Below are 15,220 nucleotides of genomic sequence, written 5' to 3'. Positions count from 1 at the left end.
TTCTGAATATTATTTCAAAGAAACAACTTATTCTGCTGATATAGGGTTGATTAAATAGTGGGTCATATAAACCCGCACGGATTGGCGGATTGTGGTCGCAGTAACCCACCTCTCTGAAGTACATCCTGACGAACGCACGCAGGCTGATCTCACATAATAACTAAAGAATGGAGACATTTAGTAAAAAAGAAAAAGAAAAAGCAAGACAGAAAAAGAGAAAAGACAAAGAAGAAAAGCGCGAAGAACGGAAAGCAAATGCCCAGAAAGGGCAGGGGCTGGACGAAATGTTGGCCTATGTGGATGAGAATGGGAATATAACCTCAACGCCACCAGACCCAAGAAAGAAGAGAGCGATCGATCAGGAAGATGTTCAGATCGGCGTGTCGAAACAGGAAGATATTGCACCCCAGGACACCGTCAGAAAAGGTATTGTGAGCTTCTTTAATGCATCGAAAGGATACGGCTTTATACGGGACTTACAAACCCAGGAGAGTATTTTCGTACATATGAACGGACTGGTAGATCCCGTTAACGAAAATGATAAGGTAACCTTTGAGGTGACAAGAACCCCTAAAGGACTCAATGCCGTTTCGGTGAAAAAAGCCGTATAGGCTTACTATTTATAAACCATCTTTGGCCGATGGACACTAATCCTGCATAAATGGAGTTGTGCTTGTAGACCAGGTGTTATGCGAATACCTGGCTCATCCTTATCTCCTATATTTATGAGTAAGCCGACTTACACCTCTATTCCTCCTACCACTGATAGTGTTTACTGGATGTTGAAATCTTCGGATGGTAAAACCAGTATATATGTACCGAGGGACAGAGATCTTGATCGCCAGCTAAAAATTAAGTTTCAGGCCGAAGTAGCTGGACGGACGTCGATTAAACGGAAAAAGGATCATCGGTAACCAGTAAGGAATAAATAACGTAAAAGAAGTCTGGCTTCATCAGCCGGGCTTTTTTGTTGCTTAACTTTCTCGTATCGTACAACAGTTCGACCCCTTCAGGGTCGCATATTTATAGCTCAATGGCCCATCTATAAACATGCGACCCTGAAGGGGTCGAACTGTTGCACTCAATCTTACATAGCCTCGTTCTTTCCTACCCTGCAATTAAGATTCTTTAATCTGCTCGATGCCTGCCAAACACGAATGACATATCGGTAGTTAAACTCCCACTGATTCTATTCGTTTTTTATCTGGGACTATGGCAAAGACAGGAGCCGACCTATTGGTCGAACGGTTATTGGAGTGGGGTGTTGATACCGTATTTAGTTTACCCGGCGACGGTATCAATGGTATTTACGAATCGTTGCGTAAGCGGCAGGATAAGATTCAACTGATTCAGGTGCGCCATGAGGAAGCAGCAGCCTTTATGGCCTGCGGATATGCCAAATTCACGGGTAAATTGGGGGTTTGTATCGCAACTTCGGGTTGTGGAGGCATTCACCTGCTCAATGGACTCTATGACGCCAAGTACGACGCGCAACCTGTACTGGCCATTACAGGCCACACAGCCCATGATATCAGCGGTACGTTTTTTCAGCAGGATGTCGATCTGGTTAAAGTCTTTACCGATGTGGCTGTTTATAACGAGCGGGTTATGGGGCCAGATCATGTGGTTAACGTGCTGGATCAGGCCGTTCGGACAGCGTTGGGGCAACGTACCGTAACCCACATTTCGTTCCCTAAAGACTATCAGGACTGGACCGTAAGTGACGATAAACGCTCCTCAACTAACGTTCCCGATCATAGCAGTGCAACGCAGGTTAATCAAACAGTAGTGCCCGATGCCCGGCAGTTACAACGAGCTGCCGATCTGATTAACGCTGGCGAAAAGGTAGCCATTTTTGCTGGACGTGGTTGCCTGAGTGCTCGTGAGGAAGTGATAGCTCTGGCCGATGCCGTAGGTGGGCCTATTATTAAAGCCTTATTGGGAAAAGGCGTAGTGCCCGATAATGATCCCTTTACAACGGGTGGCTTAGGCTTGCTGGGAACGGCTCCTTCGCAAGATGCCATGCAGGAGTGTGATACGTTGATTATGATTGGTACACGATTCCCTTATCTCGAGTTTTACCCCAAAGCAGGTCAGGCGCGAACGGTTCAGATTGACCTTGATCCATCGCACATCGGCCTGCGAACTCCTGTAGAGGTTGGTCTGATGGGCGATAGTAAAGCTGTTTTACAAGCCTTACTGCCCCTGATTCAACGCAAAAAAGATCGCAGTTTTTTGGAGAAAGCGCAGAAACGAATGGCTCACTGGAGCGAACTTCTAACCGAGCGCGGTACGCAGGAAGCTATACCCATGAAGCCGCAGGTAATTCCGCATACGCTTAGTCCACTCCTCAACGACGACGCTATCATTACCTGCGATTGTGGCAACAACACAACCTGGGCTGCCCGACATATTCAGATTCGGGGTTCCATGAAATTCTCTACGTCCGGATTATTGGCCACGATGGCATCGGGATTGCCCTATGCGATTGCCGCATCGGTTTCGCACCCAGGACAGCAAGTGGTGGCGTTGGTGGGCGATGGCGGTTTCACGATGCTTATGGGCGAGCTGGCTACAGCAGTGAAATATAAACTACCGATTAAGGTGTTTATTTTCCACAACAATTCGTTTGGTCAAATTAAATGGGAGCAGATTGTGATGGAGGGTAATCCCGAATTTGCCGTGGATTTACAGCCCATTGATTTTGCTGCCTATGCCAATGCCTGCGGAGCAAAAGGGTTTACGATCGATGACCCTAAGCAGGCTGATGCCGTTATTCGGGAAGCACTGGCGCATGATGGTCCGGTAGTTGTTGATGCCATTGTTGATCAGAATGAACCACCCATGCCAGGTAAAATAACGACCGATCAGGCCATCGAATTTGCCAAAGCTCTCGTGCGTGGGGAGCGCGACCGGAGTGAGATTATTAAAAACGTGATCAGCAACCAGTTTCACGAAGCTGTTGCTACCAAAGGACGCAGCTTGCTGGATATTTTACCCGGAAGAGGATAAGTATTTGTAAGCGTAGTCTTTCTTTGTCATTAGATTGACAGTTAGTAGATTACATGCTTATAGATATGAGTCTGGAAGAGGAAATCGCAATCGTTCAATTCGCGCAGGGAGTCTATCTGGATAAGGACTTGCTTGATCAATTTAGTCAACTGAGTGAGAAGGAAAAAGAAAAATGGTTCTTTGGCCCTCTTGCGCTGCTAAGGCGACTAAAACTTACGTACTCTGACATTGGGCAGGCAATTACAGATAGCTTGTTAACTTCTACGGATACGGCTTGTGTAGCTTTAATGACCTATCTATTGAAGCCTGGTGCCACCAGTATGGCCAATTTGTCTGCACTGATAAATCTTTCGGGAGACGATAGGACCAAAGCCTATAAACTGTTATTACATGTATTCAAAATAGCTTATCAACAGCGCCTGGCATTCGAAGCGAGTGGCTCAACCAATTGGTGGTATTGGGATTTGTCGAGCAACGAGGTTGTACAGAACCTATTGAAACGACACCAGGAATTAATTCACAAAACGTATATTAATTCTGGTTTCCGGAGCGAATTTGTTAGCCTCGCCAAATTATATAATGACAGGAACACGATGATGCAGAGCAGCAATCAGGGTTCTGGGCTTATTGTACAAACGCAGTTCGATTTTCTTACTTACGATGAATTAATGACCGAATGTATTGTAGGTAACAAATATGAACGCGGCCGAGTATTTCTGCTTCATTCGTTGCAAAATGCGTTAACCGTTGAGTACAGGATAGATTCTGATCAGGCCGGGCGATTAGTAATGGCTGTAATCGATCAACATATGCAGGAAACGTTTAATACCCGTCTTTTATAGTCTAAAACGGAGCTAAGCCTATGAACTGGTGGCTGCTGTTGCAAATAGGTCAATGGGTGGCAAATATAACGACCACGCCAGACGAGTATCGGATGAGTGATCAGGCATTTTTTGCTCAGTCGATAAGCCAGCAACCTATAGCGCTGGATAAGCCCGATACACTTTTATTAGATATCGCGTTATTTCAGGCTACCAATGAAGCTCGGCGGCAGGCAGGCTTAAACTTGCTACAGTATGATCGGGCTTTGTATCTGGCTGCCCGAAACCATGCCCAATCCATGATCGACCATAACTACTATGGTCACGAAGATTTTTATAATCTTAGCGAGTTAACGGCCCAAAAACGTATTGGAAAGCAGACAAACCAGTTTGAGCGATTTGCCGAAAATATTGGTCAGTATCAGACCATTGATACGCCTGACTGGTTCTGCGCCCGTTTGAACAAGCGAACACATCAATATGAATATATGGATTCGCAAACCAGCCAGATTTTTCAGCCATATACATATGCAAGTTATGCCCGGTACACTGTAAAGCAGTGGCTTAACTCACCCCACCACCGGGATAACTTGCTGAATCCTTTATATACCCATGTCGGGTGCGCCGGGCGCCTGTCGACTAACCCGTTCAAAGAACGAAAACCACCTTTTGGTCGAGTGGTGCAGAATTTTGGTGCAAAGCGTTTATTTGCTCACGTAACCCATTAGCGCGCTTTCTGTGTCAACGAGTAGCTGGTTTTACGGCCCAGATCAAGCCATAGTCCATCTGTGTCGGAATGTTCGTTTCGGTTGGTTCTAATCCCACTTCCGCCAGCCAGCTCCGATATTCGGCACGGCTGTAGCAACGCCCAAGTGTATTCCAGAAAAGTTGTGCGGAATAATCCGTAACAGCTAATGGACCACTTAGATCATCATCCAGAAAAGCGTCGTGTACCCATAATTCGCCACCAGGGCGCAAGGCTGCGGCAAAGCGATGGGCCAGATTTTGGCAGGTAGATGTTGGCCAATCGTGGAATAGGCTGGCTGCCAGTAGAATATCTGTTTCAGGGATATCATCGGTTAGCATATCGCCAGCCATGAACGTTACCCGCTCTTTAACGCCTATCGCTCCCGGCCGGCCACTTTGAACGAATTCCTCCAGCAACTCGGCAGCTACCACGAGTACCGCTGGCCGATCAAATAGGGTCGCCGTTGAGGTCGGATTTGCTAACAACCATTCGTAGGTATAGAAGCCTGTACCGCCTGCAACATCTAACAAATGCCCTTCTCGCTTTGAGAGATTTGCGGCTACTATAGGGGAAAGATGACGGGCGCGCCCGGCTAAACCCAGCGTAAATTTTCGGGATAGCTCTGGGTCATCCATAGGCGAGGGTCCTTCGCCTTCTTTCACAAATGAAATGCCCTCAGGGGCCTGAAGCGGTCCATCGTTTCGAAGTCGAACCGCCATTTCGAGGGCACCTGGATCGTCTTTCTCCAAACCTGTATAGCCCGTTAAATTGGGCGTTTGCGTTTGCGTCAAATAGTGACCTAATTCCGTGATAGCAAGTTGTCCTGACTCCTTAAACCGAAGCAGTTCCATAGCGCATAAGGCAGGAAATAAGACCATAGCCGGACGCTCGCCTAATTGGAGCCGATTACGGAGCTCGGTTATGGAAAGTGGCCCGCCTTTTAATTCCTCGAATACGTGCAAATGATGAACCGCAGCCAGTAATAAACGGGAGCCAAACATAGCTCGTAGATGGCGCGTGATAGGAGCAAGGTCGAGTTGAGGCAGAGCGGGCATTGTAGATTCAGGTTTACAAAGTTGGGTTCCAAATATAGAGAGCAGGCGTCAAACGGGACTATAAATACGCTATATCTTCAGCGATATGGCGTATTTATTAAAATAAACCAGTGAGTAGCTAGCCCATAGTAACGGGTTTTAGGTCATATAGAGATGAATCCACTAACGAGTTAATGACAAGCACAGCTATTCAAACCCTTTTCCAACGATTTGCCGGCCTGAAAGTGGGCGTTATCGGCGATTTTGCCATTGATCTTTATTTTACACTGCAAACCCAGACCGGTGAGACGTCACTCGAAACGGGGCTGGATGTATTTTGGGGAAGTAAACCCCGTGCCTTTCTCGGAGCCGCCGGAAATGTCGTTCAGAATTTGGTTGCGCTGGGAGTTTCAGATATTCAGGCTATTGGCTGCGTGGGCAACGACCTGTATGGGCGAGAAATGCAGCATTTGTTTCAATCGATGGGCGTAAAAACGCAGTACCTGCATGTGATTGATAGCGATTGGGATACATGCCTGTATACCAAGCCGAACCAGGCTGGGAAAGAGGCTAATCGAATCGATTTTGGTATCGCTAACAAATTGGATGAGGCTGTTTTCGCCAATGTGATCAACGGTCTGGAGCAGGCGCTGGAAAATCTGGATGTGCTGATCATCAATCAGCAGTTTGCCAATCCGTTACTCACCGAAGCGCGAGTGAAGATGCTCAATGAGTTAATGCCCCGGTTTCCGAACGTGAGATTTCTGGTCGATATGCGCGATGTGGGCAAGCTGACTCAACGAGCCACACTGAAAGTAAATACGGCCGAGCTGGCTAAATTTCTGGGTATCGACGCTCCCGAACATCCTGAATTGGACTGGTGCGTTCAACAGGGGAATTTATTCCGGGAACAAAGTCAAGGCCCGTTGCTAATTACGCGTGGTCAGGCTGGTATTCTGTATCTGGATGATCAGGAAACGAAGCTCGTAGAAGGCCTTCCCTTACAGGGTGAACTCGACACGGTTGGGGCCGGTGATACGGTTGTGGCTACCTGGGCAGCTTGTATAGGTGCTGGTGCTTCGCCCCAGGAAGCCCTGACGGTGGCCAATCTGGCGGCTGGTGTTACCGTCCAAAAACTACATCAAACCGGTACAGCCAGCCTGACCGAAATTCTTGCCTTGCATACTACTTACCATTCTAATGACTAACGAAATCGTACAACAGTATCGTCAGGAAATGCATGATCACCTGACGGATGAGTTATTGCCTTTCTGGATGAAACGGGCCGTCGATCGCGAAAACGGGGGCTTTATCACTCATTTCGATCAACACGGCAATGATTCGGGCGAAGACGAGAAATCGCTTATTGCCCAGACCCGCTCCATTTATACCTATGCGTCGGCCCACCGGGCTGGCTACGGCAATGGCGAATTGGCCGATATGGCTCGTCACGGCGTCGATTACCTGTTAACCAACATGTGGGATCAGGAGTACGGCGGTTTTTACTGGATGACCAATCGGAAAGGAGAGATATTGATCGACCAGAAAATCGTGTATGGGCAGAGCTTTGCCATTTATTGCCTGAGTGAGTACACACTGGCCACAGGCGATACACGCGGTGTTGATTATGCCCGAAAGGTATTTGATCTGTTGCAGAAATATGTCGTAGATACCTGTCACGGTGGCTATTTCGAGATGTTTCATCGCGACTGGACGCTGAAAGGTCCGGGTGCTGCTGGTGGAGATCGTAAAACACTCGATGCGCATATGCACTTGATGGAAGCATTCACCACCTTGTATGAATGCACCCAGGAGCCGATTCACCGGCGTAAACTGCTGGAAATTATCGAACTACTGGTTACGAAAATCATGCACCCAGCCTATGGAACGGGCGTGCCCCAATTTTGGGCCAATTGGCAGGTGGCTCCGCAAATTAAGTTTGATGTGATTTGGGGCTGGGATCGCTTTACGGAAGATGGCGTAAAGCGGGAAGCCGAAGACAATACGAGTTATGGCCATAATGCTGAGTTTGCGTGGCTATTGATTCACGCGCTCGATGTATTACAAATTCCGTACGATACATACCGCGATCAGCTACAAAAATCGTTTTCTCATGCTGTCGACTATGGGGTTGACTGGGAACAGGGGGGCGTTTTTGTAGAAGGCTCGCATAGTGGCGCCGTATACGATCGGGAAAAAGAATTCTGGCAACAGGCTGAGGTATTGATCGGCTTTCTGGACGCCTACCGAATTCTGGGCGATGAAAAATATTGGAATGCCTACGTAAATGTCCATCGATTTGTGCTGGACAAAATGGTTAACCATTCGGTAGGGGAGTGGTGGCCATTAATGACCCGGCAGGGTGTTCCTATCTGGACGCACATGAGCCATTCCTGGAAAATTAACTACCACACCGTTCGGGCGGTAGTTCAGTCAATTCGAAGATTAGATAAGTTAATTTATGGCGAATAAGTACAAAATAATATTTGTATATTTTAATTTTATTCTATAGCTTGACCAGTAAATCAACCCTTTTACGGTCATGAAAACCTCACTTTTGGTAGTTACCCTTTTGCTGAGTACCGTTCTGCGTGGTCTGGCTCAGGCCGACAACGATGCCATTAAACGTGTGCTGTTTAATGAGACCGAAGGTTTTTTTACACGAGATAAAGCGAGGTGGGCCAATGCCTGGGCGCATACCCCTTACGTAAACTTTGCCGCTAATCTGTATGGCGGAGATTTCAGGCTCATAAAAGGCTGGAATGATCTGGAAAAACAATTTGCCAGTCAGTTCAAAAGCTCGAAAGTGCTGGATAAGGTGATGGTGCAAAACACCAACTATACGATCCATCAGAATGGAAATATGGCGTTTGTTAGCTACGATCAAACCCTCGTAGACAGCCACGGGAAAACAACGTCGAAGGAAACTCGCGTGGTAGAAAAGTTAAACGGCGAGTGGAAAATAATTAATGTGATCGCGCTGACGAACCTGCAGAACTTCGCGAAAAAGTAGGTGTAACAACAAAAACGGGCTGGATGATGAATCCAGCCCGTTTTTGTGTCAAATCTATTGAATTACTCTAAAGTTAGATTTGAGCAATGTTTTTTTGTCATTCCGACAAAGGAGGAATCTGCGCTAAGTGGAAAAAAACTATACTCATCCGAAGATTCCTCCTTTGTCGGAATGACAAAAAAACGTTTTGGTTCACCTTCATCAGGGCTGATTTAAGCACTAAACTGTTTTACCAGTCCTTCCAGCGTGTGTAGCGGTTGAACGCCCGACTGACGCCAGACGATCTTACCCTCTTTAAACATAATCATGGTCGGAATGCTCCGAATCTGATATTGCTGAGCGGCTTCCTGTGCCCTATCCACATCAATTTTAATGACCCGAACCTTGTCGCCAGCACGCTCGGTAAGTTGTTTCAGAATGGGCGCCTGTTGCTTACAGGGACCACACCAGTCTGCGTAGAAATCGACCAATACAGGTTTATCGCCCTGAATAAGGTCTTTAAATGATTGCTTGCTCATAAGGGGGTTGTTTAAAGTTCGAGGTTTAAAGTTTGAGGTTTGCGATTCGAATGACTTCAGACTTTAAACTCCAAACCTCAAACTTGATTTATTGTTCTTCGTTAACAGGCTCATTCATAATTGTATGGCCCATTTTATCGCGCTTGGTTTGTAAATAGCGGATATTGTGCGGATTGGATGGAATCTCAATGGGTATCGTGTCGATGATTTCCAGTCCATAGCCCATCAAACCAGCCCGCTTTTTGGGATTGTTCGAAATGAGCCTCAGTTTGCGAATACCCAGATCCCGCAGAATTTGGGCACCAACACCGTAATCACGAGCGTCCATCGGTAAACCAAGTTCGAGGTTTGCTTCAACCGTATCCCGACCCATCTCCTGAAGTTTGTAGGCCTTCAGTTTGTTCATCAAACCAATGCCACGTCCTTCCTGGAACATATACACAATTACTCCCTTACCTTCTTCTTCAACCATTTTCATGGAGGCATGAAGTTGGGGGCCGCAATCGCAACGGCAGGAACCAAAAATATCGCCCGTAATACAGGACGAGTGGACGCGCACCAGAACGGGTTCGTTCGGCTCCCAACTGCCTTTGATAAGCGCCAGATGCGTATCGCCCGTGTTGCTTTGCTTATAGGCAATCAGGTCGAAATGCCCCCATTGAGTGGGCATATCGACACCAATTTCCCGATGAATCAACGTTTCGGTACGGAGCCGATATTCGATCAAATCCTGAATGCTAACGAGTTTCATACCGAAACGGTCGGCCATTACGCGCAACTGGGGGAGTCGGGCCATGGTACCATCTTCGTTCAATACTTCGATGAGTACACCAGCAGGCGATAGCCCTGCCATCCGTGCCAGATCAATAGCTGCTTCGGTGTGTCCGGCTCGACGGATAACGCCACCTTCGGCAGCGCGTAATGGGAAAATGTGACCAGGACGACCAAGATCATCAGGAACCGTTGTTGGATCAACCAGCGCCTGAATCGTTTTTGCCCGGTCAGAAGCTGAGATTCCTGTTGTACAGCCGTGGCCTAATAAATCGACCGAAACCGTAAAGGGCGTTGTATGTACAGATGTATTACTCGTGACCATCATCTCAAGCCCTAACTCATCGCAACGCTCCTGGGTAAGGGGCACACACATAAGACCACGGGCTTCACGAACCATGAAATTGACCATTTCGGGCGTTACCATTTCGGCTGCGCAGATCATGTCGCCCTCATTTTCGCGGTCTTCGTCGTCAACTACAATCACAATTTTCCCCGCCTTAATATCGGCAACAGCCTCTTCAATACGGTCGAGTCGAATAGGGGCTATATCAGCTTGGGTTAACTCATCGCCAGCAGTAGCTTGAGGTCCAGTGGTTTCAGAGTTGGTACTATTATTGCTCATCTTTTTTGGTCTATGCGTGTCGGTGAAAGTATATTTGGTAGTTGATTCATTGGCTGTCCAGATGACCAGTCAATACGTTTTACCTACACTCAGTTTGACCTGAAAACTGATTTTAAGAAAGATACGTTTCGCTGGACGCGAAAATGTCCGTTGGGCCGTTTTCAAGCATAGGAACGATAGATTAAAGAACAATAAAAAAAGACCCTCTGTGCGAATTTTACGATTGTGGCTGATTGATGTTGGGGCGAAAGCTAATGTGTTGGCTTATTGGAAAGTAATGGCTCTGTTGGGTCTACTGCTTCTCTGTAAATCGCCTAGTACACAGGCCCAGAACGCCTGCATAAACCCACTATTTCCCGGTGATTTTTCGCTTACTAAAGATAAAGTTTGTGTAGGGACACCGGTTGAAGTGAAGACGGGCCCCAATATCATTAATGTCCGTTATAACTTTCAATATGATGGTAAGAGCCCGCTTAGTCAGGTAACGCTTGGGGCAAGTACAACGTTTACCTACACGCAACCAGGTTCTTATACAATTATCCAGAACGGTTCTGGGGGTGGTTCGGGCGGGGGCACCGTCTTGTGTAAAGAAGTTACCGTACTGCCCGTCGATCAGGTGAAATTTACTGCAAAGTCGTGTTCGGGCCGGCGGGCAATGATCGTTCCAGATGCCTCAACACTAGGCCAATATGATCAGTATGAAGTGTATTGGGGGGATGGCGTTCGCGAACTAAAAACACGTGCTCAAATGGCGCTTGAACTGTCGCATACCTACACAAACGCGGGTAACTATACATTGACGGTTCAGGGTATTTACAATGCTCCAGCCAGTTGCCGATCAACGCTAACGACGGCACCTCCTATTACAGTTGCGGCTACTGCAGCTCAACCAACCATCACAGCCTTAAAAACAACCAGCGACAATTCGATTGATATTACCTATATGGCCGGTGCGAGTTCATCCGTACAATTGTTTCAGAAAATAAATGGAGCCTATGCGGCAACAGGCCAGACTGGTACGGGAGGTGGTTCATTTACCGTTCAAACGGATGCCAAACAAGTGCAGTGTTTTCAGGTACAGACTCAGGATGCCTGCAATAGTACCCCATTGAAATCGGATGAGGTGTGTAGTCTGGTATTAGATGTAAAAGCGTCCAATAAACAAAATACCCTAAGCTGGCAACCCTATGCCGGAACGATATCGTCAACAACGCAATTTCGATCATATAGAATCTATAAAGGCAATCTGCCTGCTGGTGTATTGCCGTCCCAGGCCATCAGTAGCTATATTGATAATACGAATATAGCCTGCGGTGTACAATATTGTTATAGTATTGAAGCGACTATTTCCGGAACAGCGCAGACTATTGTTACGTCGGCTCCCGTTTGTGTGCTGGGTATCAATGGCGAGTTGCCCGGTGATCTGGGTAGTACAGTTGTATCCATTGAAAATAACCACCCTCATTTAGTCGTTTCCTTGCCCACTACAGGAGCCTCGTCCAGCTATACGCTGGCTGTCAGCCGGGCTAGTGATGGTTCGAATACGTATACGCCAATAGGGACCATAGCAAATAAAAATGCGTTCACGGATGAAACCGCCGACGCATCGACCGGTTCCTACTGCTACCAGATTACGTACCTCACGAATTGTGGAGTTGCGTCGGAACCATCAGCACCCGTTTGTTCGGTGTATTTGACATCCAAGTCACCAACAGGTATCGACTGGACGGCCGAGTCGCCTTTTACACCAGAAATAATCGGGAATTATATCATTGAAGTGATTGACTCGGTGAATAATACCCGGCGTGAGATTACCAATATTGGAGTTAATACGCACTACGATTTGAGTGCTACTGATCTGGATATACAATCGCAGAAGTATCGGATCATTGCTGTTTCGGATAACGGGGCCGTCAGCTACTCGAATTTTTATACATTCCGTCGTGAGGCTAAGATCTGGGTTCCCGATGCTTTTACGCCTAACAATGATACCCAAAATGATACCTTTGTTGTGAGAGGTACTTATTTTGATCAGTTCAGGATGAGCATTTTTGATCGATGGGGGGAGGTAATTTATAGCACTACCGATAAAACGCAGGGATGGGATGGAAAAGTCAGAGGGCAGGATGCGGCAACTGGCCAATATATGTACCACATTGAGGTCATTGACCTGACTGGTATGAAAACTGTTCGTACGGGCGCGGTGTTATTGGTACGATGACGTAATCCTTAGTGATCAGCTAATAGTCGGTAGTGGCTCAATTGCTGAATAACTTTGGCTGATAATTACGAACTAACCACTATTGACGTAAAATTATGAATATGATGGATATGTTCGGGAAGATGAAAGAAGTTCAATCCCGAATGAAAGATGCTCAGGAGACCCTTAGTACCATTACCGAAACGGGCGAATCGGGTGCCGGCTTAGTGAAAGTAACGGTGAATGGCCTGAAAAACGTCCTGAAAATTGAAATCGATCCCGATCTGATTCGCCCCGACGATCGCGAAATGCTTCAGGATCTTATTGTAGCAGCCACCAATAAAGCGATGGCTAATATTGAAACAAAATCTCGTGAGCACCTTCGTCAGGCTACCGAAGGGCTGCTGCCCAATATTCCTGGTCTAAATCTGGATGGATTGATGTCTTAATAGTTTGTAAGTTTGTACCGGGCCGCCGGAGCGGTTTGACGTTTGACGCTGGCTCATGATCTATAAACTATAGCCAACTACAGACGTCAAACCGCTCCGGCGGCCCGGCACAAATTGATTTGGATACCCTTGCCATTGTTATTCTTAATTACAACGGAAAACCGTTTTTAGCCAAATTCCTACCCGCAGTACTGGCCACCGCCAATGGGCATCCAGTGTATGTTGCCGATAGTGCTTCTACCGATGATTCTGTAGCTTTCCTACGATCTACGTTTCCAACTGTTCGTGTTATTGAACTTCCTCGTAATGAGGGCTATGCCGGCGGTTATAACGCAGCTTTAGAACAAGTTCGAACGCAATACGGAGGGGCTACTTACTACGTCTTGCCAAACTCCGATATTGAAGTAACACCCGGCTGGCTGTCGCCCGCGTTGGCTCTATTGGAAGCAAACCCGAAAATTGCCGCCTGTCAGCCTAAAATCCGGTCATATAGCGATCGCGAGTTTTTTGAACATGCAGGAGCTGCCGGTGGCTTTGTCGATTGGTTGGGTTATGTATTTTGTCGAGGACGTGTATTTGCTACCTTCGAGAAAGATCATGGCCAATATGACGATAACCGACAGATCTTTTGGGCAACTGGAGCCTGTCTATTTGTCAAGGCGGAGATATTTCATCAAGTAGGAGGTTTCGATGGGTCGTTTTTTGCCCATATGGAAGAAATTGACTGGTGCTGGCGTGTGCAGCGATTAGGCTATGAAGTATGGGCGTGCGGGCAATCGACGGTCTATCACGTAGGTGGGGGTACGCTTCATAAATCCAATCCCCACAAAACCTTCCTGAATTACCGCAATAGCCTCTTTATGCTCTATAAAAACTGGCCTGCTGATGGCTGGTTATGGCCCAAAATCCTGCTTAGGTTAGTGATGGATGGCTTATCGTCGTTACTCTTTATGCGCGAAGGCCAGTGGCCAGATGTCTGGGCAATTGTACGAGCCCACTTTGCCTTTTATGGAGCGCTGCCCAGGCTCCAGCGCCAACGGCGTGAACTAAAAAATCAGCAAACCACCGAAGTTAAATTATACCCCAAAAGCGTTGTCTGGCAGTACTTTGCCGAAGGAAAGAAGACGTTTGGTGAGATGTAGGATGTATTAAATGTAGGATATATAATGTATGATATAGCTGACTCGAAAGCAATACATCTTATATAATACATCCTATATCCTATATATTCTCACAGTTCCCAAATAGTAGGGTGAGCATGTCGGCGCAGGTGTTTGTTCATCTCCATCCAGAAAGCGAGTATTAGATAAAGAACAACGGGAGAGCCGAGTGTCAGAAACGAGGTATAAATAAAATATAAACGAATGCTACTGGCCGAAATATTCATCTTCTCCCCCAAACGGGAGCAGACACCGAACGCCTGACTTTCAACAAAATAGCGAATCTTATTCATTTTGATTGTCCATGAAGTGGATTATGCCCTGTCATCAATCCTATACAAAACTAACGGCTGTATTTGATAGAATGTTTGCCGTTTACGAAGAAAGCCAATATAAACTTAATGAAATTAGCTAAAAAATGCGCGTAAACTCATTGAAGTCAGAACATTTTCGTTTTCTTTGTGTTGTAACGGGGCTAAGGGCTTTCACGTGCCGTTTTCGCCATTACATTTAACAAAGTTCGTTGATCTTCAACCTCATATCCTAATGAACCGGATATTTAGTTTTCTGTTTTCGGAATCTTTGTTAATGACTGACCCCTTAAATGTTTAATTAGTTTAATTGTTTACGTTTTATGCAAACAGGTGAAGTAAAATTCTTTAACGAAAGTAAAGGTTACGGATTCATTGTTGAAGATGGTACCAACAGAGACATTTTTGTGCACATCACGGGCTTGAATGGGATTACCATTCGGGAAAAAGATCGGGTGCAGTTTGAAGTGGTAGACGGCAAGAAAGGGCTCAATGCCGTAAAGGTGCAAAAAATTAGCTAATTAGATTTACTCCTCAGCATCGACTTACGAAATAGAA

At 46.6% G+C, this 15,220-nt stretch carries 15 protein-coding genes; 11 read left to right on the top strand and 4 right to left on the bottom strand.

Features of this window, described 5'->3' with window-relative positions; translation table 11 throughout:
* The first annotated feature begins 167 nt into the window (after positions 1 to 167).
* The 4 genes from ACYVGR_RS36770 (at position 168) to ACYVGR_RS36755 (ending at position 4,561) form a co-directional block, all read left to right on the top strand.
* Positions 168 to 611 carry a cold-shock protein gene (locus ACYVGR_RS36770; protein ID WP_460965776.1) on the top strand — a complete coding sequence of 148 codons (444 nt, stop codon included), beginning with the start codon at positions 168 to 170 and terminating at the stop codon, positions 609 to 611.
* A gap of 601 nt (positions 612 to 1,212) precedes the next feature.
* Positions 1,213 to 3,012, top strand: a complete 1,800-nt coding sequence (locus ACYVGR_RS36765) for a thiamine pyrophosphate-dependent enzyme (RefSeq protein ID WP_460965774.1) — start codon at positions 1,213 to 1,215, stop codon at positions 3,010 to 3,012.
* A 53-nt stretch (positions 3,013 to 3,065) separates the two neighbouring features.
* Positions 3,066 to 3,854 carry a DUF5958 family protein gene (locus tag ACYVGR_RS36760; RefSeq protein WP_460965773.1) on the top strand — a complete coding sequence of 263 codons (789 nt, stop codon included), beginning with the start codon at positions 3,066 to 3,068 and terminating at the stop codon, positions 3,852 to 3,854.
* A 20-nt stretch (positions 3,855 to 3,874) separates the two neighbouring features.
* On the top strand, positions 3,875 to 4,561 hold the full coding sequence (locus ACYVGR_RS36755; protein ID WP_460965771.1) for a CAP domain-containing protein: 687 nt from the start codon (positions 3,875 to 3,877) through the stop codon (positions 4,559 to 4,561).
* Positions 4,562 to 4,574: 13 nt separating this feature from the next.
* On the opposite strand, the gene ACYVGR_RS36750 is transcribed toward ACYVGR_RS36755, so the two are convergent.
* On the bottom strand, positions 4,575 to 5,636 hold the full coding sequence (locus tag ACYVGR_RS36750; protein WP_460965769.1) for a methyltransferase: 1,062 nt from the start codon (positions 5,634 to 5,636) through the stop codon (positions 4,575 to 4,577).
* A 173-nt stretch (positions 5,637 to 5,809) separates the two neighbouring features.
* Here ACYVGR_RS36750 and ACYVGR_RS36745 point away from each other — a divergent pair, with 173 nt between their 5' ends.
* The 3 genes from ACYVGR_RS36745 (at position 5,810) to ACYVGR_RS36735 (ending at position 8,628) form a co-directional block, all read left to right on the top strand.
* Positions 5,810 to 6,823: a bifunctional heptose 7-phosphate kinase/heptose 1-phosphate adenyltransferase gene (locus ACYVGR_RS36745; RefSeq protein ID WP_460965767.1), complete on the top strand. Its 1,014-nt coding sequence runs from the start codon at positions 5,810 to 5,812 to the stop codon at positions 6,821 to 6,823.
* A complete protein-coding gene (locus ACYVGR_RS36740) occupies positions 6,816 to 8,087 on the top strand; it encodes an AGE family epimerase/isomerase (protein ID WP_460965765.1) in 1,272 nt (423 codons plus the stop codon). Before ACYVGR_RS36745 ends, ACYVGR_RS36740 begins: the two co-directional genes overlap by 8 nt.
* A 70-nt stretch (positions 8,088 to 8,157) precedes the next feature.
* Positions 8,158 to 8,628 carry a hypothetical protein gene (locus ACYVGR_RS36735; RefSeq protein ID WP_460965763.1) on the top strand — a complete coding sequence of 157 codons (471 nt, stop codon included), beginning with the start codon at positions 8,158 to 8,160 and terminating at the stop codon, positions 8,626 to 8,628.
* Between the two features lie 212 nt (positions 8,629 to 8,840).
* On the opposite strand, the gene trxA is transcribed toward ACYVGR_RS36735, so the two are convergent.
* Complete coding sequence (trxA, locus tag ACYVGR_RS36730) at positions 8,841 to 9,146, bottom strand: thioredoxin (protein WP_460965761.1); 306 nt, start codon at positions 9,144 to 9,146, stop codon at positions 8,841 to 8,843.
* An 88-nt stretch (positions 9,147 to 9,234) separates the two neighbouring features.
* Entirely contained in the window at positions 9,235 to 10,542 is a 1,308-nt protein-coding gene (locus ACYVGR_RS36725; RefSeq protein WP_460965759.1) for a bifunctional 3,4-dihydroxy-2-butanone-4-phosphate synthase/GTP cyclohydrolase II, read from the bottom strand.
* 208 nt (positions 10,543 to 10,750) lie between these two features.
* On the opposite strand from ACYVGR_RS36725, the gene ACYVGR_RS36720 reads away from it, so the two are divergent.
* The 3 genes from ACYVGR_RS36720 (at position 10,751) to ACYVGR_RS36710 (ending at position 14,333) form a co-directional block, all read left to right on the top strand.
* Positions 10,751 to 12,763 (top strand): T9SS type B sorting domain-containing protein, encoded by a 2,013-nt coding sequence (locus ACYVGR_RS36720; protein ID WP_460965757.1) that lies wholly within the window; start codon positions 10,751 to 10,753, stop codon positions 12,761 to 12,763.
* A 95-nt stretch (positions 12,764 to 12,858) separates the two neighbouring features.
* Positions 12,859 to 13,191, top strand: coding sequence for a YbaB/EbfC family nucleoid-associated protein (locus ACYVGR_RS36715; RefSeq protein WP_182457768.1), 333 nt, complete (start codon positions 12,859 to 12,861; stop codon positions 13,189 to 13,191).
* A 119-nt stretch (positions 13,192 to 13,310) separates the two neighbouring features.
* Complete coding sequence (locus tag ACYVGR_RS36710) at positions 13,311 to 14,333, top strand: glycosyltransferase family 2 protein (RefSeq protein WP_460965755.1); 1,023 nt, start codon at positions 13,311 to 13,313, stop codon at positions 14,331 to 14,333.
* A gap of 89 nt (positions 14,334 to 14,422) precedes the next feature.
* Here the strand turns inward: ACYVGR_RS36710 and ACYVGR_RS36705 are convergent, their stop codons facing one another.
* Positions 14,423 to 14,644 (bottom strand): PspC domain-containing protein, encoded by a 222-nt coding sequence (locus ACYVGR_RS36705; protein ID WP_182457766.1) that lies wholly within the window; start codon positions 14,642 to 14,644, stop codon positions 14,423 to 14,425.
* Between the two features lie 341 nt (positions 14,645 to 14,985).
* Between ACYVGR_RS36705 and ACYVGR_RS36700 the strand changes: the two genes are divergently transcribed.
* Positions 14,986 to 15,183, top strand: coding sequence for a cold-shock protein (locus ACYVGR_RS36700; RefSeq protein ID WP_142774807.1), 198 nt, complete (start codon positions 14,986 to 14,988; stop codon positions 15,181 to 15,183).
* Positions 15,184 to 15,220 lie beyond the last annotated feature (37 nt).

The sequence above is a fragment of the Spirosoma litoris genome (assembly GCF_054776755.1).
The sequence above is the reverse complement of the archived record's forward strand: the minus strand, read 5'-3'. Positions and strand labels throughout refer to the sequence as shown.